Origin of the sequence: Streptomyces sp. AJS327 (genome assembly GCF_013450295.1) — a bacterium.
Taxonomy (GTDB): domain Bacteria; phylum Actinomycetota; class Actinomycetes; order Streptomycetales; family Streptomycetaceae; genus Streptomyces.
The window spans coordinates 428,841-452,419 of sequence record NZ_SKBR01000003.1 but is presented as its reverse complement, the minus strand read 5'-3'; the positions used below and the strand labels follow the sequence as shown (position 1 = coordinate 452,419).

General features: G+C 72.8%; 14 protein-coding genes, 1 tRNA gene and 1 pseudogene. 7 read left to right on the top strand and 9 right to left on the bottom strand.

Annotated features, from left to right (window positions below):
• Positions 1-9: 9 nt before the first annotated feature.
• The 3 genes from E0L36_RS19210 to E0L36_RS19200 are packed head-to-tail and all read right to left on the bottom strand — an operon-like array spanning position 10 to position 2,984.
• Positions 10-1,626: a Stp1/IreP family PP2C-type Ser/Thr phosphatase gene (locus tag E0L36_RS19210; protein WP_308416836.1), complete on the bottom strand. Its 1,617-nt coding sequence runs from the start codon at positions 1,624-1,626 to the stop codon at positions 10-12.
• A 22-nt stretch (positions 1,627-1,648) separates the two neighbouring features.
• Positions 1,649-2,152, bottom strand: a complete 504-nt coding sequence (locus tag E0L36_RS19205; RefSeq protein WP_180930365.1) for an FHA domain-containing protein — start codon at positions 2,150-2,152, stop codon at positions 1,649-1,651.
• 10 nt (positions 2,153-2,162) lie between these two features.
• Positions 2,163-2,984 carry a DUF3662 and FHA domain-containing protein gene (locus E0L36_RS19200; RefSeq protein WP_180930364.1) on the bottom strand — a complete coding sequence of 274 codons (822 nt, stop codon included), beginning with the start codon at positions 2,982-2,984 and terminating at the stop codon, positions 2,163-2,165.
• 1,128 nt (positions 2,985-4,112) lie between these two features.
• Here E0L36_RS19200 and E0L36_RS19195 point away from each other — a divergent pair.
• A tRNA-Leu gene (locus tag E0L36_RS19195) sits at positions 4,113-4,199 on the top strand.
• Positions 4,200-4,540: 341 nt separating this feature from the next.
• Here the strand turns inward: E0L36_RS19195 and E0L36_RS27815 are convergent.
• Both E0L36_RS27815 and E0L36_RS19185 read right to left on the bottom strand, forming a co-directional pair.
• Positions 4,541-4,744 carry a DUF397 domain-containing protein gene (locus tag E0L36_RS27815; protein ID WP_258016336.1) on the bottom strand — a complete coding sequence of 68 codons (204 nt, stop codon included), beginning with the start codon at positions 4,742-4,744 and terminating at the stop codon, positions 4,541-4,543.
• Between the two features lie 76 nt (positions 4,745-4,820).
• A pseudogene (locus E0L36_RS19185) lies at positions 4,821-5,470 on the bottom strand (helix-turn-helix transcriptional regulator); the annotation flags it as partial.
• A 304-nt stretch (positions 5,471-5,774) separates the two neighbouring features.
• Here E0L36_RS19185 and E0L36_RS19180 point away from each other — a divergent pair.
• A complete protein-coding gene (locus E0L36_RS19180) occupies positions 5,775-5,963 on the top strand; it encodes a hypothetical protein (protein WP_219636987.1) in 189 nt (62 codons plus the stop codon).
• Positions 5,964-6,000: 37 nt separating this feature from the next.
• Complete coding sequence (locus E0L36_RS19175; protein ID WP_180930361.1) at positions 6,001-6,573, top strand: hypothetical protein; 573 nt, start codon at positions 6,001-6,003, stop codon at positions 6,571-6,573.
• Between the two features lie 282 nt (positions 6,574-6,855).
• On the opposite strand, the gene E0L36_RS27810 is transcribed toward E0L36_RS19175, so the two are convergent.
• The 4 genes from E0L36_RS27810 to E0L36_RS19160 all read right to left on the bottom strand — a co-directional run bounded on the left by E0L36_RS27810 (position 6,856) and on the right by E0L36_RS19160 (position 12,383).
• Positions 6,856-6,984 carry a hypothetical protein gene (locus E0L36_RS27810; RefSeq protein ID WP_258016335.1) on the bottom strand — a complete coding sequence of 43 codons (129 nt, stop codon included), beginning with the start codon at positions 6,982-6,984 and terminating at the stop codon, positions 6,856-6,858.
• 228 nt (positions 6,985-7,212) lie between these two features.
• On the bottom strand, positions 7,213-9,516 hold the full coding sequence (locus E0L36_RS19170; RefSeq protein ID WP_180930360.1) for a bifunctional glycosyltransferase family 2 protein/CDP-glycerol:glycerophosphate glycerophosphotransferase: 2,304 nt from the start codon (positions 9,514-9,516) through the stop codon (positions 7,213-7,215).
• A gap of 803 nt (positions 9,517-10,319) precedes the next feature.
• Positions 10,320-11,096: a histidine phosphatase family protein gene (locus E0L36_RS19165; protein WP_180930359.1), complete on the bottom strand. Its 777-nt coding sequence runs from the start codon at positions 11,094-11,096 to the stop codon at positions 10,320-10,322.
• A 537-nt stretch (positions 11,097-11,633) separates the two neighbouring features.
• Positions 11,634-12,383, bottom strand: coding sequence for an SDR family NAD(P)-dependent oxidoreductase (locus tag E0L36_RS19160; RefSeq protein WP_180930358.1), 750 nt, complete (start codon positions 12,381-12,383; stop codon positions 11,634-11,636).
• A gap of 857 nt (positions 12,384-13,240) precedes the next feature.
• On the opposite strand from E0L36_RS19160, the gene E0L36_RS19155 reads away from it, so the two are divergent.
• From E0L36_RS19155 to E0L36_RS19140, 4 genes are all read left to right on the top strand, one after another.
• On the top strand, positions 13,241-14,479 hold the full coding sequence (locus E0L36_RS19155) for an aspartate aminotransferase family protein (RefSeq protein WP_180930357.1): 1,239 nt from the start codon (positions 13,241-13,243) through the stop codon (positions 14,477-14,479).
• A complete protein-coding gene (locus E0L36_RS19150; RefSeq protein WP_180930356.1) occupies positions 14,476-16,095 on the top strand; it encodes a class I adenylate-forming enzyme family protein in 1,620 nt (539 codons plus the stop codon). The genes E0L36_RS19155 and E0L36_RS19150 overlap by 4 nt, the downstream gene beginning before the upstream one ends.
• A gap of 403 nt (positions 16,096-16,498) precedes the next feature.
• On the top strand, positions 16,499-17,593 hold the full coding sequence (locus E0L36_RS28295) for a ketoacyl-ACP synthase III family protein (protein ID WP_180930355.1): 1,095 nt from the start codon (positions 16,499-16,501) through the stop codon (positions 17,591-17,593).
• Positions 17,590-23,565, top strand: coding sequence for a type I polyketide synthase (locus tag E0L36_RS19140; protein ID WP_180930354.1), 5,976 nt, complete (start codon positions 17,590-17,592; stop codon positions 23,563-23,565). Before E0L36_RS28295 ends, E0L36_RS19140 begins: the two co-directional genes overlap by 4 nt.
• The last annotated feature ends 14 nt before the right edge of the window (positions 23,566-23,579 follow it).

Below are 23,579 nucleotides of genomic sequence, written 5' to 3'. Positions count from 1 at the left end.
TGAGGCTCCCTACGGCGTGGTGCACTCGGCCGCGAGCTTCTGCTGCCTCTCCGTGAACTTCGGCTCGTCGGAGGGCTTGTCGGCGCCCGGGCTGCTGCTGTCCCTGTCGGTCGGCTTGTCCGCGCCGGGCTTCGGATCCTCCGTGCGCTGCTGGTCCTCGTGCTGGGCGCGCTGTTCCGTGCGCTGCCCGTCGCCCTTCTTCTCCCCGGACTTCTTGGGCGGGGTGCTGGGCTTCTCCCGCTGCTCCGCGACGAGTTTGCAGACCTCCGCGCGCTCGCCCAGCTCCTTGATCTTGGCCTTGGCCGAACTGAGGCTCTTCAGCGCGATGGTGCTCCGCACCTCCTCGCGCTCGAACTGCGGGAGGTACTTGAGTTCGATCTCGGGACGGTCGTCGTGGACGTCGTTCAGCGAGAAACCGGCCAGCTCCTGGTCGAGCCCGCGGTAGAGCGCGACGTGCTCGCCCTTCGCGCCGACGTAGTACTGCGTCTGCGTCCACTGGTAGCCGCCGTAGAGGCCACCGCCGACGACCAGCACCGCGAGACCCGCCCACAGCGAACGCCTCAGCCCCTTGCGGGAGCCGCCGCCCTTCTCCATCTGGTCGTCGTCGTACGGGCCGAACGTGCCCGAGGGGGCGGCGACTTGGCCAACCTCCCCTTCCGGGGCACCGAATCCCTCCGCGCCGCCGGGCTGCGCACCGCCGTGCCCATCCGACTCCCGTCCGCCACGGCCGAGTTGGGCTGCGCGGGCGGCCGGGGTACGCAGCGTGCCCGCGTCACTGCCGAGCGGCGTCTGGTTCTCCGCCACGGCCCCGACGATCACCGGAGTGTCGTTCAACTGCCCGGCGACGGTGTCGTTGTCGTCGACGTCCAGCACGTCGGCGATGATGACGGTGATGTTGTCCGGGCCGCCGCCGCGCAGCGCGAGCTGGATCAGCTCCTGCACGGTCTCCTGCGGTCCCTGGTAGCTGGCGAGGGTGTCCTCCAGCGTCTGGTGCGAGACGACGCCGGACAGCCCGTCGGAGCACAGCAGGTAGCGGTCACCGGCACGCACCTCGCGGATGGACAGGTCCGGCTCCACGTGGTCGCCGCTGCCCAACGCCCGCATCAGCAGCGAGCGTTGCGGGTGGGTGGTGGCTTCCTCCTCGGTGATCCGGCCCTCGTCGACCAGTCGCTGCACCCAGGTGTGGTCCTGGGTGATCTGCGTCAACTGGCCGCCGCGCAGCAGGTACGCGCGGGAGTCACCGACGTGTACCAGCCCGAGGCGCTGCCCGGTCCACAGCAGGGCGGTGAGCGTGGTGCCCATGCCCTCCAGCTGCGGGTCCTCCTCAACCATCAGCCGGAGCTGGTCGTTGGCGCGCTGCACGGCCGTACCGAGCGACGTGAGGATGTCGGAACCGGGGATGTCCTCGTCCAACTGGACCATCGTGGAGATGACTTCGGAGGAGGCGACCTCCCCCGCGGCCTGACCACCCATACCGTCGGCGACCGCGAGCAGCCGGGGCCCGGCGTAGCCGGAGTCCTCGTTGTGCTCGCGGATCATGCCGTCGTGTGAACCGGCCGCGAAGCGCAGGGACAGACTCATGCGCACCTCACCCGTCGGCTCCGGATACATCCGCACGGTGCCCACCCTCCGGTCGTCATGTCTGTCACTACTTCCGCAGCTCGATGACCGTCTTGCCGATGCGGATCGGCGCTCCGGGCGGGATCGGCGTCGGTGTCGTCAGCCGTGTCCGGTCGAGATACGTGCCGTTCGTGGACCCGAGGTCCTCGACGATCCACTGACCGTCCCGGTCCGGGTAGATCCGGGCGTGCCGGCTGGACGCGTAGTCGTCGTCCAGCACGATCGTGGAGTCGTGCGCCCTGCCGAGGGAGATGGTCTGCCCCTGGAGCGCGACGGTGGTGCCCGTCAGCGACCCCTCGGAGACCACCAGCTTGGTGGGCGCGTTCCGGCCACCCCCCCGTCCCCTGCGCGACGCGCTCTGCTGGCGCTGGGGCTGCTGCGGCTGGCGCTGGCCTTCGGAACGGCGCGCGGTGCGCCGCGTCACACGGGTGCCGAAGAGGTCGCTCCTGATGACCTGTACGGCCACGATGACGAACAGCCACAGTACGGCGAGAAAGCCCAACCGCATGACCGTGAGGGTCAGCTCTGACATTGCCCCCGCTTCACCCTTCGGCTTGCCGGTAAATGATCGTGGTACTGCCCACGACAACGCGTGAGCCGTCGCGGAGCGTAGCGCGAGTGGTGTGCTGTCCGTCTACCACGATGCCGTTGGTCGAGCCCAGGTCCGCGATCGAGGTCGGGGTTCCGACCCGGATCTCGCAGTGCCGCCGGGAGACTCCGGGGTCGTCGATCCGCACGTCCGCCTCGGTGCTGCGGCCCAGCACCATCGTGGGCCGGGAGATCTGGTGGCGGTTTCCGTTGATCTCGATCCAGCGGCGGGTCTCGGCGCGCGGCATGGGTCCGCTGGGCGGTCCCTGACCGCCCGCCGCGAAGGATGGTGCCGCCGAGGGCATGGGTGGGGGCGAGCCCGGTCGCGGGGGAACGCCCCCGCCCGGAGACAGGCCGCCGGACGCCTGCGTGGGACCGCCTTCCGGCGACTGCTGTGACGTGCTCGACGCGAGGGTGCGGCTCCGGACCCGGTACAGGCCCGTGTCGAGGTCCTCCGCCTTCTCCAGATGGACCTTGATCGGGCCCATGAAGGTGTAGCGCTGCTGCTTGGCGTAGTCGCGCACCATGCCGGACAGCTCGTCGCCCAGCTGCTGGGAGTACGGGCTGAGCCGGTCGTAGTCCGGCGTGCTCAGTTCGACGATGAAGTCGTTGGGAACGACGGTCCGCTCGCGGTTCCAGATGGTCGCGTTGTTGTCGCATTCGCGCTGGAGGGCGCCCGCGATCTCGACGGGCTGTACCTCGGACTTGAACACCTTCGCGAAGGTGCCGTTGACGAGACCTTCGAGTCGCTGCTCGAAGCGCTTCAGAACTCCCACGGTGCACCTCCTTCCCAGATGTCCTCGGCTCTAGTGCGCCTCCATTGTCCCCCGGGCGCGCGCGGACTTGTGGCCGCGGTACTGCTTACTGATCGTATCCACGCGTCAGGAAATCGGGTGGTTCCCCTTCGCGCCGCGGCGCCCGAGTGTCGGCTCTCACACCCGCACACCGTTCACAGCGTCGCATGGATCGTAGACGCCCCGTGCACAGTCTCCCGCAGCGGCGCCATCCCGCGGTCGGCCAGCCCTCCGCCCCCGCCCGCCGACCACCCCGCGCCTCCCCACCACCGCCACACCGCCCTCCGTCACCCGCCGTAGCCCGACCCCCGCCGCGCCTCCCCACACCCTCCGCACCCCCTCCGCGCCCCTCCCCCTCGCCCCCTCTCCGCCCCCTCCGCCCTCTCCGCCGTGCGGCCACCACCCCGATCCGGGCCCCTCCCATCCCTCCCACAGCGCCAGCGAGCCAGGCTGACCACCGGGCCGGACGGGCCAGCCAAGCGGGCGGACCAAACCGGGCGGCTGGACCGGACGGACCGGGTCGTCCGGCCCGGGTCGTCCGGAACCAAACGGAACCCCCGGTTCGGGCCGGAGGGACGGCGGAGGCGAGCGAGGGGCCGCCGGACCGTACGGGGGGGCGAGGCGGGCGGAGCCTCGGGCGGCGGCACCCGCGGACGGAGGCGGCACCCGCGGACGGACGGGAGACCGGACCGGCGGACCGTCCCTACGGACGCCCGGTGCGGCCGCAGGGAGGGTCCGCTCGGCGTCCACGGGAGGCGGAGGGATCGAGACACGCGTCGCGGAGGGGGCACGGACCACAGGACCGGGAGAGGAACAGACCGGGGAGCGACCGGAGAGGGACCGCGGAGAACCGGAGGGAACCGGAGGGAGGGGACGCCGGGGGCGGGCCCTTCGGCGGGCACCGCGGGCCCGTCCGCCGGAGCCGACGGGGTGTGCCACGAGCCTCGGGGAGCCGCCGGGACCTGCGCGGATACGGGGAACGCCGGGACGTGCCCCCGGTCACTCGCCGCTGTGAGCGGGGGCACGCAAACGGGTGTGAGGACACCCGCCTCGGCGTGCTAATCTTCTGGATGTCGGCAGGCCCACGGGGTCAGCGGGCAAACACCCTAGGCGCGGGTGGCGGAATAGGCAGACGCGCTGGATTCAGGTTCCAGTGTCCGAAAGGACGTGGGGGTTCAACTCCCCCCTCGCGCACCACAATCGAAGGGCCCCAGGTTCTCCTGGGGCCCTTCGATGTGTCCGGACCGTGCCCGGGTTCTGTCCGCCCGGGCTCTGTCCGGACTCCGAGACCGTGACTCCCCGTACGCGCGCGAGTGCTTTTCGCGACGAGGCGGTGTGGCCCCCTCCGGTCAGCCGCAACCCCACTACCCCCTGACGTCCACACCGAGGCCGAAACCGTCCTCACGGACCCCGGCGGCGAGCGCCGTTCACTGTGCGGTTCGACCAACAGGCAGAGCCGCCAGGGTCCTTGGAGGTCGTACGGGGCTCAGCAGCCGGTGGCACGGCGAAGGCCGCCCACGCGGGGACGGGCCACGGTCTCAGGCGTCGAACGCCCCGCTCCTGGCCGTGGCGACGAAGGAGCCCCAGGCGTCGGGGGAGAACGCGAGCGGGGTCCGGCGAACGTCCTTACTGTCCCGCACGGGGACGCTTCCGGCGGACGCGAGAGCCGGGGCCCACTCGACGCAGTTGCCGCCCCCGCCGTCGCTGTAGCTGGACTTGATCCACCCGTGCTTGTCGCTCATGAGATTCCCTTGCGCTATCGATGAAGTCCAATGAGGCATGCGGACTGAGGGCGCATGCTCTCAGATAATCGTAGACACCGCGCGAAGCACCAACAGCCGTACTGTCGCTGTACGGTCGCCCGCCCTGCGGTCCCTCAACATGCACCGAGGTTTGCCTTTGTGACGTGAGCAGAGTGAAGGGAGTTGCCCGCGCCGCAGCGGAGTTCACGAGCGGCAGTACCTGGAGGGTCAGCGTTGGGAACCGCCGCATGACCTCTGACAGTAGTGCAGTTGGCCAACCATCACATCTGGTGTCCCGACCGTCGCCTGTAGAGATGCTTCATGCAGAATCACCCAAACATGCGGCGGGTTCTCACGTTCCATGATCTCCCGACGCCGCATACGGCCGAACACTGACGCGTCGATGTCTCGCGGATCCGCCCCGGGGGTGGCCCCGTTCAGTGCGGCGCGAGCGTACTCCGGCGTCTGGAGCATTCCGAACACGAAGATCGTCGAATAGTCCTCGATAACTTCGGCCTCGCGCTCCGCGTCCAGGAAGGGGGCGAACCAGGATGGGTGTTCCCCCTCGGTGATGCGGCGAAGCTGTTGCGCGAACAGGTCCCCGGTACCGAACGCCTTGTCGCACCCCTCGGCGAATCTGGGGGACGGGATGACCGTGCCCTTCTCCACCTTGCTCACGTAGCCCTCGCTGTAGCCCGTGGCGCTACCCAGGTGCCTCTGTTTCATACCGCGCGCGAGTCGCACTCGCTTCACGTCCTCCCCGAATGAGGGAGGTGCTCCGCCATTCAATCTGGCGTCGTTCAACCGCTTCCTCGTCACTCCTGACCAGCTCCTACACGATCTGGGAGTTGGAATCGATCAAGACCTCAACTTGCACACTCACGGTCAAGTGAAGCCGCCGTAGAGCTTCCTGTGTTGTGGTCACCACAGAGCGTGACACACGTTCGCGACCACCGAGACACGTTTGGAGTGAGCAGTGGCACAGACGCATGAGCAGGCGGCGAGCGGTTCAGTCACTGAGGCGGAGGCGGTGCGTAGGGATCTGGGCGAGGCGCTGGCGGAGGTCGGGTTGGAGTTGCCGTCGTTGGGGTTGGATCCGTTGTCGTGTACGGGGCCGGTGCCGCGTCCGTTGGTGGATCTGGGGCGGTGCAATCTGGCGGTGGCGCGGGAGTTGACGGTGGTGTTGCGCGCGTACGCGGCGCGGGGGTGGGAGCGGTGAGTGTGTACCGGGTGCTGGCCCGGATGTGGGTGGCGGGGTGGCTGCTGGTGTGGGGGCGACGGTGAACGGCTGGGCGGGCTGGGTCAGTTACGCGGCGGCGGTCCTCGCGCTGGCGGCCATCCACCTGTGGTGCGTGCGCCACTCCGCCGCCTCGGACGCGTCGACCGGGCAGGGTGCGGGGCGGGAGCCGGGCTCGGCGGAGGGGTTCGTGCCGCAGGGGTACGGGGTGTGGTTCACGGGCCGCTGTGGCCTGTACTGCGAACGCGAGGAGGTTCGGGTGACCGCGTTCCGGACGGTCACGATGCCCTGGGGCCGGACGGCCCTGTTCGGCTGCGTCCCCTGCCTACGTCGGCTGATCGACCTGGAGCGAGCCGGCACCCGCCAACTCACCGCCCCCTTCCGCACCCCCATCAGCGCCCAACCCCAATCACCCCCATCGCACCCGCCGTCGACGACCACGACGAGCGATCCATCGGACCAGAACGGGACAACACCCGAACTGACCCCCGGAAGCGGTGCGTTGGTCTCTCCACCGGACGAGGTGTGGATTCGACGTCGGCCGACCGCTCCGCTGTGGTGCCCCGGGAGGTGCCATGAACCGGCTCTGTGAGCGGCGTTGCACGACGCGCTGCGACCACCCCACCACCGTCGTCCGCGACGGCAAGACCCACTGCGGCACCTGCGGCCGCCAGCTCTACCTCTGAACCGCCGCGCCCGCCCGACGGCCACCGGTGCCCCGCAGCGCCCCAGTCCCAGCCCAACTCCCCACAGTCCGGCGGTGCCGACGCGTGGACGGCGGGCGTGACCGGCGCGGGAGGTGGGGTGCCGGGCCTAGAGTTACGGGGTGGCGGACTGCTGGCACAGTCCGCCACCCGGTCACGGCTCTCCGCGCCTACTGGCTCACCACCACGTAAGCCGAGAGAGCTAAGGCCCCCATCGTGAGGGATATCGCGATGAGGCGGGCGGTCCAGGTGTCCCTCTCGATGGCGTGCTGGACCGTCCGCCAGAACTCCGCGCTCATGGGCGGTACTTCACCTCCTGCCGGTTGTCGTGCGTGGATTCATCCTCCGCACTACCACCGGGTAGAGGCTTGCCCGCTTCGCACCACGCGACGGCGGTCGCCTTGCGGTTCCCTACAGTTTTCCATCCGTGCCCTCTCATGCTCAGTTGAGCGGAATACCGCCGAGCTGAGCCGCGACCGCCCCTTCCCAGGGGCGGTCGCGTGGCGCGCGGAGCGCGACTGTGCGGGTCAGGCGGGGACCCGGTCGACGCCTCCCGTGGGCGGGGGCGGGCATCCCGTCATCGCGTCGCTGTCGCGCGGGGCGGGCGCTGGGGTGCGCTGGTCGAGCGGGATCACCGGGGGCGTCGCCCGTGCGCCGAGGAAGATCTGCCGGACGACGCGCTCGGCCGCGTGACCGTCGTCGTACTGCACGAAGCGCTCGCGGAAGGCGGCGCGCAGCGCGGTGGCCCGCGGGCCCATCCAGGCACCGGTGCGGAAGACCTCGACGAGTTCGTCCTCGCTGACCGCGGTGGCGCCGGGAGTCTCGCCCGGCTTCTGGGAGAGCAGGTCGAAGTAGACGCCGCGGGCCTTGCGATAGACCTCCCAGTCGTCCACGTACGACACGATGGGCCGGTCGAGGCAGGCGAAGTCGAACATGATGGACGAGTAGTCGGTGACGAGGACGTCCGCGGCCAGGCAGAGGTCCTCCACCACCGGGTGCCGGGAGACGTCCACGATCAGTCCGCGTTCCTCCAGCGCGCGCAGCCGCGGGTCGGCGCCGTAGAAGTAGTGCGCGCGCACCAACACGACGTGGTCCGGGCCGAGTTCGCGGCAGAGCCGCTCCAGGTCCAGCCGGGGCACGAAGCCCTTCTGGTAGTCGCGCACGGTGGGGCAGTACAGCACCGCGGTCTGCCCGCTCTTGATGCCGAGTTCGGCGCGGGCGCGGGTGACGTCGTCGGCGGTGGCGTGGAAGTACACGTCGTTCCGCGGGTATCCGGAGTCGACCGACTCGAAGGCGCACGGGTAGACGCGTTCCCAGATCTCCGTCGAGTGCTGGTTGGAGGAGAGGCTGTAGTCCCAACGGTCCACCCGCTCAAGGAGCTTGTGGAAGCTCATGCCCTTCGCGGCGGCGGGGAACCGCTGTTGGTCGATGCCCATCTGCTTGAGCGGGGTGCCGTGGTGGGTCTGGAGGTGGATCTGCCCGGGTCGTTTGACCACCTCGTTGGGGAAGTTCACGTTGTTCACGAGGTACTTGGCCCGGGCCATGACCTCCCAGTACCGGGGGGAGCGGGGGAGGACGTAGTCGACCCCGGCGGGCACGGTGTGCTCGTCCTCGGGCCGGACGATCCACACCCCGTGGACGTGCGGGGCGAGTTCGCGGGCCTTGTGGTAGATCGCGGCCGGGTTGCAGGCGACGCCCCGGTTCCAGTAGGCGCTGTACACCGCGAGGTTCTCGTCGATCGGGCGGCGCAGGTGCATGTGGTACAGCCGGTCGTAGGCCCGCCTGCCCAGCGCGGTCTTGGCGCGCGCCGCCCGCCGGCGCAGCTTCGTACGGGCGGAACCCGCCAACTCAGCGGCCGCGTAGACCGGGTAGGAGCCGCGCTCCAGGAGTTCGAACCGCACCCCGGTCGCGCCCTCCGGCCTGGTGAAGTGCGCGGGCTTGAAACGGGCGTACTGCGCGGAGGCGCGCGCGAAGAACTCGGAGCGGTCCGCTGGCGGTATGCGGTCCTCGCGGACGAGGGTGAACAGGAAGTGGCTGACCATCCGCTCGAACAACAGACCCCGTACCGGCTCCAGTTGGGGGCGTTCGTTGAGGAAGTCGAAGAGCCGGGCGTACTGCTCGAAGATCACGAAGTGCTTCCGGCCCGGTGTGCGCATGGAGTTGCCCTGCCGCCGCTGCCGGTACTCCACACAGACGTGTTCCAGGCAGGCGATGGTCTCGGCGGTGAGCATGGTCCGGTAGACCATCAGCGCGTCCTCGTAGAGGCCGTCGGTGAAGGTGAACCCGTGACCCGCGTAGAACTCCCGTCGGTACACCCGGTTCCAGACGACCGCGAACAGACCCAGGTACGCGGGTCGTTCGAGCGCGGTGAACACGTCGTCGCCCGCGGCGGCCAGGAGTTCCCCGGCGGCGCTGGCCTGCACCCGCCCCGTCCAGTACGTCCGGACGTGGTTGACCAGCAGGATGTCCGGTTCCGCGGTCTCGTCCAGGCGGTCGGCGACGGCCTGGAGCGCCCCATCGGCCAGGGTGTCGTCGCTGTCCAGGAAGAGCAGGTAGTCGCCGGTGGCGTGGGCGGCTCCCAGGTCGCGGGCCTTGCCGATGCCCCGGTTCGCGCTGAGGTGGATCGGTCGCACCCGGGCGTCACGCGCGGCGTACTCGTCCAGGATCCGCCCACAGGCGTCCGGCGAGTGGTCGTTGACGGCGACGATCTCGACATCACCGAAGGACTGGGCGAGTACCGAGTCCAGGCACTCCCGCAGGTAACCCTGCACCCGGTACACGGGGATGACGAGACTGATCCGGGGCGTGCCCGGCTGCTGCACGAGGCTCATGGAAGGCTTTCTGACGTGGGAAGTGGTGCGGGTCCTCGCCGTGCCTCCGCCGGGCTGCGCGGAGTGCGCCGGCACGGTAGTTGTAGATTGCAAGTATGTGGATGTGGTCCTCCGCTCATGACCGCCGTCGCGCCACAGCGGGGCCCGGCGCCAGGCCCCGGCGCGACGAACGGTCAACCCGTTACGCCCCTTAGACACCCGAACGAGGGGGAGGGTTGTATGGCGTTCGGAGAGGTGATGTACACCACTTACACGTGATGGGCGGAAAATCGTGACGGGTCGGCTCGGCAGGGGATACGGCGGCTCGGTACGGGCCATACGGCGGCTCCGGACCGCCCGGCTGGGCACGCGGACACGACGGGGCGGAGCACGGGGCATCGGCGGGACGGCACGGCGATGCGGGGTCCGGCAGAGCGGGGCGAACGCACGAACGCCCCGCCCACACGCGGCCGATACGGCACAACGCGGGGCGGGGCGGGTGCGGTTGGCGTCTGGTGACGCTCGGCACCGGCCAGTGCCCGCGGGCCGGTTGTCATCCGCCGGTCCCCGCGAGCCGTTCACAGAACGCCGATCGGCACGTGCCGGTCACAGCTCTCGCCAGTCAGCATGTGCCGGTCACGGCTGGCCCGCCACCACGGGCCGGTCACGGCGCACCGGTCGCGGACCGCTCTTCGTGGGGCTCATCCCATCCGTCGTGGGGCCCGTGCGTTCCGGGTCGGTCCCTGGTCTGGTCCGCGCGGCCGTGGTCAACGCGGCCCTGGTGGGCCGGTCGGGGCGGCGGGCGCCGGGCCGAGGGGCGTGGCTCAGGGGGCGGGAACGCTCTCGGGGGCGGTCTCCGCGAGGTGCCGGTGATCGTCGTAGCGGAGGAGCCGCCAGGGGGCGGGGGCGTCCGCCCCGGTGCCCCGCGCGAACTCGGTGACCGAGGTGGGGGCTGGGGAGTCGTCGCTGAAGACCTCGGGGGGCGCGCTGTCCGTCAGCACGGCGGAGGCGGCCACGACGACCCCGGCGTGGCAGACCACCAGCACGCGGCGGCCGGGCGGGTGGGCCGCGATCCGCTCCAGCGTCTCCCGCACCCGGGCACACAGCTGGTTCCAGCTCTCCCCACCCGGCGCGAAAGGGCGGTCCGGCTGCCCCTGGAGGTCGAACGCGCCGTAGCGCACGGCGTACTGCCGGACGGTGAGACCGTCCGCCGCGCCGAAGTCCATCTCCCGGACGCCGCCGTCGAACAGCGGGAGGTCCAGGCCGAGTCCGGTGGCGAGGAGACCGGCGGTCTCCCGTGCGCGGGGCACCGGGCTGGCGACGATCGCGTCGGGCGGATCCTCCTCGCGGGTCAGCGACTCCGCCAGGCGGTGGGCCTGCTCCCGGCCCAGGTCGGTCAGTCCGGCGCAGGTGCGAACCCCGCTCATCACCCCGGCCGCGCTCGCCCGGGACTCACCGTGCCGCACCACCAGCAGGCGGATCTCGCCGTGCTCGGTGGTGGCCTCGGCCGACGGTGCGGCGGAGCCGGTGAGTCTGGAGGGCCCGGTGGGCGGGGCCTGTCCGGCCGAGGGGGCGTGGGCTGACGTACTGGTGTGGCTCATGAACGTCCTCGTTCTGTGCTGGTAGGTACGCGTGCGGTTGGTGCGGGGGGTGGGTCTGGGTGGCGCTGGGTGACGCCGGAGCGTCGCGTCAACTGCCTGCTACGGGAGGCTTGTTGGGCACCGCTGGCGGGTGGGCGGGCGGCTCGTCCGACCGGTCGGGGCGGACCGGACGGGCGAACCGACCGCGCGCGGCGGGCGGTTGGCGTGGGTGACGCGCGTAGTACGCGGCACGGAGACGGTGTTGACGCGCGGAGAACCGGCGTCCGACCGGGAACCGGACGGGGCGCCGGAGCCGGATCGGTGGAACGGGCGCGCGGCGACGGTGTGACGGGGGGCCGGATGGTGCGTACGGGGAGGCGGGTTCGGGGGCAGTGGGCGGGAGACGCCCAACGAACGGACGGGGAAGGGGAGATGGTGTTCGGGACGGCCGGGCGGAAGGGACCGCGCGAACCGACGGGGCGGTGCGGTCGGGGCGTCCGTCCGCCGCCGGGAGGGTGCGGGGCGAGAGCGCGGGGCGGGCGGTCCGATGGGGTGGAGTCAGCTGAGATGCCAGCCGCCGTCCACCGTCAGGTGCTGTCCGGTGACGAACCCGGCTTCGTCGGAGGCCAGAAAGGCCACGGCCGCCGCCACGTCCTCCGGGGTTCCGTGCCTTTTGACGCATTGCCTCGCGAATTCACGTTCCCTCCAGGCGGGATAATCCGGGTGGTCGCGCTGCTCCGTACTCAGTTCTATGGAACCGGGGCGAATCGCGTTCACCGTAATGCCGTGCGGGCCGAGTTCGCGTGCCAACGCCCGGACGAGCGCTTCCAGTCCGCCTTTCGCGGCGATGTACGGAACGAGTTCGGCCCGGCCGAGTTGTGTCATCACCGAGGAGATGGCGATGATCCGCCCGCCGCCACGCGCGGTGAGGTGCGGGACGGTGGCGCGCACACAGTCGATGTGCGCCAGCAGGTTCACCTCCAGCGCGCGCCGGATCTCCGCGCCACCGAGTTCCGCCCAGGGAACGTAGGAGTAGGCGCCCGCGTTGCAGACCAGCGTGCGCAGCCGGTGCCCGGCCCCGGCCAGCGTCTCGTTGAGCCGCTCGACGGTGTCCGCACTGGTCAGGTCACCGAGCACCGGCGGTGCGACCTGGGCGCCCGCCGCGCGTACTCGGTCGACGGTGGCGTCGAGTTCGGCGTCCGCCGCGAGGTGGGTGAGGACCAGGTCGTGCCGGGTGGCCAGCCGGAGCGCGATGGCCGCGCCCAGACCCGAGCCCGCTCCCGTCACCACGGCCACGGGACGATCCACGCGAACCCCCTCTCGTCGTCCGGTCTTTCGCTACGGCGGTCCACAGGGCGGCGTGGCTGATTTCCACCCGCTGGCGGATGCCGCCTTCCGTGTTCCCCCGTCCCACTTCCGCGTACGCCGACCTCAAGGCGACCTCACGGCGACCTCAGCCGACTTCAAGCCGACGACAAGCCGTCGACAAGGGCCTTCCGCGTACGGGAATCCGGGGAATCGGAGGACCCACCGATCGTGCCCGGATATCCGTGGCTGTCAACAGGGCCGATGGTGACACGAGTTATGTGGTGATCGGTGGTTCCGAGAGTCGAATTCACCGGTTGGTGGGGCTCGTTGGATTAGGGAACCGCTGTGCCGAGCGCCCTGGGTCACCCGTACGAGCGGTCGGGTGTCACGCGCGCTCCGCGCGTTCGCCGGGGTGTGCGACGGGGCGCCGCCGTGCCCGCCGGGGTCCGCGCCGACCGGCAGCAGGTGTCCGGATCCCCGGGCCGCCGACCGGGCGCGGCCGCGCTGGTGCCGGGCCGACCGCCGGGGACGCGACCGGGGTTCGGTGGCACGGTGGCCCGGGTGGTGGGCGGCCCCGGGAAGGGTGCGTGGCCCAACCATGGGTTCCAGCCATTCATGGATCGCTCACTTCTGCCCACCTTCGGGGGCACGTCACACTGAGTTCGGCACAAATGAGCACAGTGCACCGCGTCCGGGGACGATTCCGGGCCGCTTACCAGGGACGGCCCCAGGTCGGCCCGTGGCGGCTCCGGCGAGCATGGAGGTGTGCGATGGGAGCTTCGGAGCCTGAACGCCTGACAAATTCCGGTCACTTAGCGCGGATCAAACGGGTCGTCGCGGGCGGTGTGAGCAGCAGCATGCGTGCCGCTGCCGTCCCCACTCCCCTCGTCATCCAGCGTGCCCGTGGGTGCACGGTCTGGGACGTCGAGGGCAAGGAGATCATCGACGTCAACATGGGGTACGGGCCGCACCTGTTCGGCTACGCCGACCGCGAGGTGCTGGACGAGGTCGCGGAGCAGTTGCGGGACGGCGCGATGACCGGGCTGCCGCACATGCTCGACTCCCGCGCGGCGGAGCTGATATGCGAACTGGTGCCGAGCGTGGAGCAGGTCAGGTTCGCCAACTCGGGTACGGAGGCCGTCGCTTCGACGCTGCGGCTGGCGCGGGCCACCACCGGCCGGGATCTCGTCGTCACCTTCGAGGGCCACTACCACGGCTGGAGCGAGACGATCCTGCGCGCCGGGAAGAACACCCTGCACCTCCAGGGCCCGGACCCGACGGACGTGGTCCCTGGGGCGCCCGGAATGATCCCGGAGGCGCTCTCACACACCGTGCAGCTGCCCTGGAACGACACGGCGGCGGTGCGGGAGCTGTTCGACCGGGACGGCGACCGGATCGCCGGGGTGATCCTCGAACCGGTGCTGGCCAACGCCTGCGTGCTGCCGCCCGCCCCCGGCTTCCTGGAGCTGCTGCGGGAACTCACCGAGCGCTCCGGCGCGATGCTGATCTTCGACGAGGTGATCACCGGCTTCCGGGTGGCCCGGGGCGGGACACAGGAGCGGTGGGGGGTCACCCCGGACCTCACGGTGGTCTCCAAGGTGCTCGCCGGGGGCATCCCGGTGGCCGCCTTCGGTGGGGGGCGGCGGGCGATGCGGATGCTCGCGGCCAACGAGGCGCACCACGCGGGCGTGTACGCGGGCAACCACACGGCACTGCGCGCGGTGGTCGCGATGCTGTCCAAGATCCGGGCGAACCCGCGGGTCTACGAGGAACTGGAGGAGCTGGGCGGATACGCGGAGGCCGCGCTGCGCGAGCTGTTCGCGGAGGACGGGCGGCAGGTGCGGATCAGCCGGGTCGGCTCGCTGATGTCGGTCTCCCTGCTGCGGCGGCCGGTGCGGGACAACGCCTCGCTGCGGGACATCGCGGGCGCCATCGACTTCCCGGCGCACCGCAGGTTCCAGACGCTGGCCCAGGCGGAGGGTGTCTACTTCCACCCCAACGCGCTGGAGCCGTGGTTCCTGAGCACCGCACACACCCGGGAGCACCTCGACAAGGCGGTCGCGGCGCTGCGCCGCGCCCTGGTCAGTCTCCCGTGACGGCGGGCGGGCCGGACGCCCCGGAGGGGACGTTCGCCGACGGGATCGCGCGGGCGGCGGCCTTCGCGCGGGCCGCCGGGGGCGGCGGCGCCGGGGCGGCGGGCGCGGGCGCCGAAGGGCCCACGACGGGACCGGAGTTGGCCGCGCTGCTGGACGCGCGGCTGGCCGGGTGGGGTGAGGCGCCGCTGGTCGTCGACGGGACGGGGACGTGGTCCGCGCGCCAGGTCCGGGAGCGGATCGACGCGAAGGCCGCGGCCATCCGCGCGGCCGGGCTCGAACCGGGGGCTGTGGTGGGCCTGTTGGCGGGGCCGCCGGCGGAGTTCGTCAGCGATCTGTTCGCGGTGCTAGCGGTGGGCGGGGTGGTGGCGCCACTCGCTGTCGGCGTCACGGACTGGGAGTTGGGACGGATCGGGTCGCTGGCGCCGCTGGCCGGGGTGGTGGTGGGGCGGGACAGCGCGCTGACACTCGGGCCGGTGCGGGGGGTCGTGGGGGACCGGGAGCTGCGCGCGCCCGTGGCGGGGCCGGGCGGGGTGCCGACGACCGGGCCGCTGCCGCCGGAGGTGGCGAGCGCGCAGGTGACCTCGGGGACGACGGGCAGGCCCCGGATGGCGCTGCGTTCGGCGGCGGCGCTGTTCGTGGAGGCGGAGAACTACCGTACGGCGCTGGGCCTCCGCCCGGAGGTGACGCTGGGCTGTCCCGTACCGCTGCACCACGCCTACGGGTTCGGGCTCTGCGCGCTGGCGGCGCCGCTGGCGGGGGCGCCGGTGCGGTACCTGCCGGCGGACCGGCCGCGCGTGTTGCTACGGGAGTTGGGCTCGGGTGCGGTGCGGCTGTTCGTGGGGGTGCCGCCCGCGTTGCGGATGCTGGCGAAGGCGGCGCGGGAGCCGCTGGGCGGGGAGCCGGTCGGTTTCCTCTCGGCGGGGATGCCGCTGGACGCGCACACCGCCGAGTCGGTGGCGGGCACCCTGAACGGCCACATAGGGCAGGTGTACGGGACGACGGAGACGGGGCCGATCTGTGTGCGGGCGCCCCGGCCGTGGTCGGCGGAGACGCGGTGGCCCGGTGAGCCGCTTCCCGGGGTCAAGGTCACCCTGCGCGAAGTTCAGGCCGAAGGTGCACAGTTCGGCTTCGGAACGGGACTGGTGACCGTAGAGTCTCCCTCCATGATGCTCGGATACGCCGACGGCGGCGGTGCGGGCGGTGGGGACACGGAGCCGGGCTCCGGAGCGGGCAGCGGCACGGCCCCCTGGGAGCCGGTGCGCGGCGGGTTCGCCACCGGGGACCTCGGCCGCTGGGAGGAAGGGGGGCTCGTGCTGGCGGGACGCCTGTCGACGTGCGTGAACGTCGCCGGGGTCAAGGTCAGTCCGGAGGAGGTGGAGGCGGTTCTGCTCGCCTTCCCGGCGGTGGCCGCCTGCCTCGTCACCGGGGTGGACGACCCGGTGCTGGGGCAGCGGGTACGCGCGACCGTCACCCCCGAGACGGTCGACCTCGGCGCGCTGGAGCGGTTCTGCCGGGAGCGGCTGTCCGCCACGCACCTGCCACACCACTTCACAGCCGTGAACAGTCTTCCGACAACGGAGACCGGCAAGGTCATCCGGAATCCCAGCGGGCAGTGATCCGCGCGCCCGGGGCGAGCCCCCGGGCGCCGCGCGTTCGGCCTCGCGGGCATCCAGCGGGCCCGCGCCGTCCGGTACCGCGCGTGTCGTCACCGTCCGCGCTCACCAGTTTCCGGCCTCCCCGCACCCGCTCGCTTCGTCAACCTCCCTTCCTCCGCCCGCCGTTCGCCCGTCCCCGCCCGCCCCTCGCCGTCCTCTCCCCGCCGTCCGGTTCCGGTGCCGTCGCGCTCCGGCCGTCCCGGGGCCGCCCACACGGTGGCCGGTGCCCGCCCCGGCGGACCACGCGTCCGGCGGGGTCCGTCCCACCGCGTCCCTCCGTCCGATCCGCACCGCTCCTCCCGTCCCGTCCGGCATCAGAACGACCGTTTCAGACAGCTCAGACAGCAACGCGCGGAGAACCACCGTGAAGATCGATGGCATTTACCTCGCCGCCACCGGCGCCCACATCCCTCCCCGGACCAGCACCCGGGAGGCGGCCAGCAACGGCTGGTACGAACCCGAACTGATCGCCTCGTGCGGATGGCGGAACATCGCCATCTCCGACGGCGTCTCCGCCCCGGACATGGCGGTCAGCGCCGTCCGGCAGGCGTACCAGCGCTCCGGGTTACGCCCCGAGGACATCCACCTGCTCGTCCACACCCACGCCTACCACCAGGGGCCGGACGGCTGGTCCGCACCGCACTACGTCCTGCGCGAGTCCCTCGGGCTGCCGGTCCCCGCGCTCACCGTCGAGCAGGGCTGCAACGCGCTCCTCGCCGGGGTCGAGATGGCCGCCAGCTACCTGCTGGTCTCCCCCACCCGTAGCGGCGCCGTGGTCAGCAGCGCCGACAACTTCGGCCCGCCGTCGGTGGATCGGTGGCACGCCGACCGGGACGCGGTCCTGGCGGACGCGGGCGCGGCGCTGATCCTGACGAAGCGCCCCAGCTGGGCACGGCTGGCGGCCATCGACTCGGTCTCGCTGCCCGACTTCGAGATCCTCAACCGGGGCCACGCGCCGCTGTTCCCGCCCGCCGTCACCGTCGGCAGGCGGCTGGACATGAACGAGCACCTGGAGGCCATGGTCGAGGAGCTGGGCGAGGACGCCGGCCGGATCACCGAGGACTACGGCACGGCCAGCGCCAAGCTGATCGAGCGCGTCACCTCGGAGGCGGGGGTGGCGCTTCCCGACATCTCGCGGGTGCTGCATCTCGCCGCTGGCAGCGAGGAGTTCCTCGCCAGTCACTTCCAGCCGATGGGCCTGGACCCGGGCCTGGGCGGGGTGCCGTTCTTCCGGGACATCGGGCACGCGGGCGCCACCGACGTCGGGCTGCACCTCGACCACCTGGTCACCTCCGGCGAACTCGGCGCGGGCGACCACCTGTTGATGCTCAGCGCCGGTCCCGGAATCATGGTGACGGCGGCGGTGGTGGAGGTGCTGGACACCCCACCCGGCGCACCGCCCCCGGGCGACCTGGCCCCGCACTCCGCGCACACCCCGGGCGCCGAGGGGGAGGCGTGAGCGCCGCCGGGGCCGCGCGCCCGGCCGCCACCACCGGTCAGAACCGCCCTGCTACCGAAGGCCGTTCGGGTCAGGACGCCACCGCGGAGGCGGCAGCGCCTGTGGCGTACGGCGCCTACGGCGCGGCAGCGCCCGCCGAGCCGCTGGCCGTCATCGGGCTCAGCTGCCGCTTCCCGGGGGACGCCGAATCCCCCGACGCCTTCTGGCGGTTGCTCCAGCGCGGCGGCCACGGCATCCGCGACGGGGCGGAACGCTTCGCCCAAGCCGCCGAGGCGGGGCCGGACTTCGAGGCGGTGGTCGAATCCACCACGAGCCGGGGCGGTTTCCTCCCCGACATCGCCGGATTCGACCCGGAGTTCTTCGGCATCTCCCGCCGCGAGGCCGAACTCATGGACCCACAGCAGCGGTTACTGCTGGAACTGGCCTGGGAGGCGCTGGAGCACGCCGGGGTCGTCCCGGCGACGCTGGCGGGCGGCGGCTGCGGCGTCTTCGTCGGCGTCGGATCGGACGACTACGGGCGCCAGTTACTGGAGGACCTGCCCGGCATCGAGCCGTGGACGGGCATCGGCGCGGCGCTCTGCGCCACCGCCAACCGCGTCTCGCACAGCCTCGACCTGCGCGGGCCGAGCCTCGCGGTGGACACGGCCTGCTCCTCCTCGCTCGTCGCCGTCGACCTGGCGGCCCGGGCCCTGCGCGGTGGCGAGTGCACCCTCGCGCTGGCCGCGGGCGTCAACCTGATCGCCGGTCCAGGGCTGTCGGTGACGCTGGACCGCGCCGGGGCGATCGCCCCCGACGGGCGCAGCAAGTCCTTCGACGCCGCCGCCGACGGCTACGGGCGGGGCGAGGGCGCGGGCGTGCTGGTCCTCAAACGGCTCGGCGAGGCCCGGCGGGACGGCGACCGGGTGCTGGCGGTGCTGCGCGGCAGCGGCGTCAGCCAGGACGGCCGCACCGAGGGCATCATGGCGCCCAGCCAGGAGGCGCAGGCCGAACTGCTGCGCCGGGTGTACGCGGCGTCCGGCGTCGACCCCGCCGACGTGGACTACGTGGAGGCGCACGGCACCGGCACGCTGGCCGGGGACCCGCTGGAGGCGGGCGCGCTCGGCGCGGTGCTCGGCGCCGGACGCCCCAAGGAGCGGCCCTGCCTGGTCGGTTCGGTGAAGGCCAACATCGGCCATCTGGAGGCCGGTTCGGGCATCGCCGGGATGGTCAAGGCGGTTCTCGCGCTGGACCGCGAGCGGATCCCGCCGACCCCCGGGGTCGACGGCCCCAACCCGCGTATCCCCTGGGCCGACCACGGACTGCGCCTCACCACCGAGGAGGTGCCCTGGCCGCGCGGGCCGCGCGTCCGCCGGGCCGGGGTCTCCAGCTTCGGCTACGGCGGCACCATCGCGCACGTCATCCTGGAGGAGGCGCCCGCGCCCGGGGCGGCCCCGCCGGAGGACGGGACCCGGTCCCCACGGCTCTTCCCGCTCTCCGCCGGTTCCGAGGAGGCGTTGCGCGCCGACGCCGGGCGGCTGGCCGTCTGGCTGGACGGCGCGGGTTCCCGCACCCCGCTGGCGTCCGTGGGCCACACCCTGGCGGTGCGCCGTACCCAACTCCGGCACCGGCTGGCCGTCGTCGCCGCCGACCGGGGTGAACTCGCCGTTAAACTCCACGGGTTCGCGGCGGGCGGCGATCCCTACGGCAGCACGCTGGGCGTCGCCACCGCCCGGCCGGCCGTCTCCGCCAGCACGCCGCCCCCACCGGAACCGCGCGCCCCCGGCGGTTCGGCGGTCGCCGGTGCGTCGGCCGCTGACCCGGAGGGCGCGGTCTGGGTGTTCGCGGGGCACGGCGCCCAGTGGGCCGGTATGGGCCGCGGGTTGCTCGCCGAGCGCGGCCCGGACGGTACGGGTTCCGTCTTCGCCTCGGTCATCGACGAGTTGGGGCCCGTCTTCGAGCGGGAGCTGGGCACCACCCCCCGGCAGCTCATCGAGGACGGCGAGGACAGCCGCGTCGATCTGGTCCAGCCTCTCCTGTACGCCGTCCAGTTGGGACTGGCCGCTGAGTGGCGGGCGATGGGCGCGCAGCCCTCCGCGGTCTTCGGCCACTCCGTCGGGGAGATCGCCGCCGCGGTGACCGCCGGGGTGCTCTCCCCCGCGGACGGCGCCCGGCTGGTGTGCCGCCGCAGTCTGCTGCTGCGCCGGGTCGCCGGAGCGGGCGGCATGCTGATGGTCGGCCTGCCGCCCGAGGAGGCGCTGGCCCGGCTGGCCTCACCGGCCCCGCTGGTCCCGGCCGTCCTCGCCTCGCCGTCCTCCACCGTGCTCGCCGGGGACGCCGCCGAGATCGAGGCCACGGCACGCAAGCTCGGCTCGGACGAGAACCTCGTCGTCCGCCGGGTCGCCAGCGACGTGGCCTTCCACAGCCCGCACATGGACCCCCTCGTTGACGAACTCAGCGCGGCGGCAGACGACTTGGAGATCCACGAACCCGTCATCCCGCTCTACGGCACGGCGTTGAGCGACCCGCGCGACCCGGCCCCACGCGACGGCGCCTACTGGGCGGCGAACCTGCGCCAGCCGGTGCGCTTCGCCGACGCGGTCATCGCGGCCGCCGAGGACGGCCACCGCGCCTTCCTGGAGATCTCCGGCCACCCCGTCGTCACCCACTCCGTCGAGGAGACACTGACCCACGTCGGGGTGCCGGACCGGCGGGTCCTCGGCTCGCTCCGCCGCAACCAGCCCGAACGGGAGCAACTGCTCCTCAACGCCGCCGCCCTGCACTGCCACGGCGCCACCCTCGACTGGCCCGCGCTGCACCCCGGCGGCACCCTCGCACCCCTGCCGACCCGCTCCTGGCGACGCCAGCGGTACTGGCGGGAGCGCACGCCCCGGCGCGCGGAGCGCGGACGCCACCGGCCCGCGAGCCGCACCCTGCTCGGCGCGCCCAGCACCCTCGCCGGGGCGACGCCGCTCCGGCTCTGGCGCACCCAGGTCGACCTGGCCACCCGCCCCTACCCGGGCAGCCACTCCATCCAGGGCGTGGAGGTGGTACCGGCCGCCGTGCTGCTCCAGACCCTCCTGGACGCCGCTGCCCCGGTCCCCGCGTCAGCCCCGGCGGCCCCGGGGGACGGCAACCCCGTCCCGCCCGACGGTGCCGGTGCCGCCCGGACCCTGCGCGACGTGACGCTCAGCGCCCCGGTCACCCTGGACGGCCCGCGCGAGGTCGACGTACTCGCGCAGGACGGGGTGGTGCGGCTGCTCGCCCGTCCGGCCAGCCCCGGCGGCGACGAACGGTGGCTGCTCTGCGCCACCGGCACCACGACACCCGCCGCACCGGCTCCGCACCACGGCCCGGGCCCCGGCACCCACCCCGCGACGGCCGCGACCGAGGCGGCGGACCCGACGGACGGAACCGACCCGGCGGACCGACCCAGCCCGGCGGACGGAACCCGCCCGGCGGGGGCGGAGGAACTCCCCACCGACCACGTCGTCCAGGCACTGGCCTCGGTCGGCGTCCCCAGCATGGCCTTCGGCTGGCGCGTCGACCGGCTGCTGCGCCTCCCCGACGGGCTGCGCGCCGAAGTGACGGTGACCGGCCCCGAACCGCCCGCCCCGGCCGGAACCGGCGTCCGGCAACCGGCGGACGGCGAGCGGCCGGAGCGCGGTGCCCCGATCGGCGAACCCGAACCCCGCCCGTGGACCGCACTGTTCGACGCCGCGCTCTCCCTCGCCCCCGCCGCCCACCCGGGCCCGGCCCGGCTGCGCGTGGCCTCCGGCGTCGACCGACTGTGGACGGCGGGCGAGGCCCCGGCCACCGCCCACATCGAGGCCCGCGTCACCGAACGCGACACCGTGGACGTCCGTGTCCACACCCCCGACGGCAAGTTGGCCGCGCGGTTCGACGGCGTGCGGTACGCCACCGAGGACGGCGGACCCCGCCGCACCGCACCACCGGAACGACTGCTCTACCAGACGGACTGGCTGCCCTGGCAGCCCCCGAGCGCCGAACCCGCCCACAACAACCAGCTGTTGGTGCTTCTCGGCGGCGACAGGGACCTGGCGGAACGGCTCCGCGCCCGGGCCGGGGCCGCCGGACACGGCTGCCGCGTCCTCCCGGACCCGACGGACACCACGGCCCTCACCGCGCTGCTCGACACGTCCGAGGGCCCCGCCACCGTGCTGCTGCTCCCGACAGGCGAGCCCGAACGCTCCGCCGACGCGGGCGAGTTGGCTCACGCGGCGGCCTGGGGGCTGGCCCACGCCGCCCAGACGCTAGCCGGGCGGCCGGACGACGGCAGCCGGATCTGGTCCCTCACCCGGGGCGTACGCTCCGCCGCCATTATGAACTCGGTGTCGGACAGCACCCGTTGGGGCGTCGGCCGGATCGTCGCCGGGGAACACCCGGAGATCTGGGGCGGCACCCTCGATCTGGAACCGCACCCCACCGACGCCGACCTCGACGCGGTCCTCGCCACGCTGCCGCACGCCACCGGGGAGGACGTCCTGGCGATCCGGGACGGACGGCCGCTCGGCGCCCGGCTGCGGCGCGCCCTCCCGGCGCCCACCGGCACCGCCGACACCTCCGACACCGGGACGTCCAACGCCGAGGCCCCCGGCGTCAGCGCCACACCCGAGCGTTCGCCACACAACGGCACGCCCGAAATCGGCGCCGTGCGCCAGCCGTTGACCTGCCGTCCGGACGGCACCTACCTGATCACCGGCGGACTCGGCGCGCTCGGCGGGGAGATCGCCCGCTGGCTCGTCGAACGCGGCGCCCGCCGCCTCCTCCTGGTCTCCCGGCGCGCGCTGCCGCCCCGCTCCACCTGGGACGCCCCCGCCACCGGGACGGACGACGCGGGGCGGGACGCGGCAACTCGGGCGGCCATCACCACCGTTCGCCGTCTGGAGGCCCTGGGCGCCACGGTGCGCGTCGTGCCCCTCGACATCGCGGACCCGGAGGCCGCCCGCGCGGCGCTCGACCCGGATACGCTCGAACTGCCCCCGGTGCGCGGGGTGGTGCACGCCGCCGGAGTACTGGACGACCGACTGCTCGACCGGGTGGACCCGGCGTCGCTGCGCGCCGTGCTCCGGCCGAAGGCGCTCGGCGCGCTCACCCTGCACCGGCTCTATCCGCCCGGCAGCGTCGACTTCCTGGTGCACTTCTCCTCCTGCGGCCAACTGATGGGCCTGCCGGGGCAGACCAGCTACGCGGCGGCCAACGCCTTCCTCGACGCCCTCGCGCGGCACCGCGCGGCCGAGGGCGATCCGGGAGCGCTCAGCCTCGGCTGGACCTCCTGGAGCGGTCTCGGGATGGGCGCCAACGCCGCTGTGGACGCCGAGTTGAGCGCGCACGGCGTGGCCGACGTCAGCCCGGCGGAGGCGTTCGCCGCCTGGGAGCGCGCCAGCACCCTGGACACCTCCCACCTGGCCGTCCTGCGCCCAGTACCGCTGGACGCGGGGGGCCGCCGCTCGCCACTGCTGGACGCGCTGGACACCGACGCCGCCTCGGACGCCGAGGCCGACGGTCTCGAACTCACCGGATCCCAGGGGCAGTCCGGCGAACCGGGCGTCGACGCCACGGAGATCTGGGCGCTCGACGGCGAGGAGCTGCGCGCGCGGCTGCTCGACGAGACGACCCGCTGCGTCGCGGCCGAGATGAAGCTCGACCCCGGGGAACTCGCGCCCGAACTCTCCCTGAACTCCGTGGGTCTGGACTCGGTGCTGGCCATCGTCATCCGCCGGAAGCTGGAACAGCGGCTGGCACTGAAGCTCCCGGCCAACCTGGTGTGGCACCGGCAGACCGTCGCCGCCATCGTCGACCACCTCGCCGGTACCGCCGCCAACGACCCGCCGGAGACCGGCTCCCCGGCCCAGGGCACGTCCGGCGGCACGCCCACGGACCCGCCCTCCTCCGAAACGTCCGGCGACACGTCCGGCGGCACCTCGTCCGGGCCGACGGAGGGCACCACGGAAGCGGGGCACACCGGGCTCTGAGAACACCCGAAGGA

Bases quoted from the DNA above. Each gene is read 5' to 3' on its own strand.
- E0L36_RS19205 (WP_180930365.1), bottom strand. From the start codon at position 2,152: ATGTCAGAGCTGACCCTCACGGTCATGCGGTTGGGCTTTCTCGCCGTA.
- E0L36_RS27815 (WP_258016336.1), bottom strand. From the start codon at position 4,744: ATGAGCGACAAGCACGGGTGGATCAAGTCCAGCTACAGCGACGGCGGG.
- E0L36_RS27810 (WP_258016335.1), bottom strand. From the start codon at position 6,984: ATGAGCGCGGAGTTCTGGCGGACGGTCCAGCACGCCATCGAGAGGGAC.
- E0L36_RS19170 (WP_180930360.1), bottom strand. From the start codon at position 9,516: ATGAGCCTCGTGCAGCAGCCGGGCACGCCCCGGATCAGTCTCGTCATC.
- E0L36_RS19165 (WP_180930359.1), bottom strand. From the start codon at position 11,096: ATGAGCCACACCAGTACGTCAGCCCACGCCCCCTCGGCCGGACAGGCC.
- E0L36_RS19155 (WP_180930357.1), top strand. From the start codon at position 13,241: ATGCGTGCCGCTGCCGTCCCCACTCCCCTCGTCATCCAGCGTGCCCGT.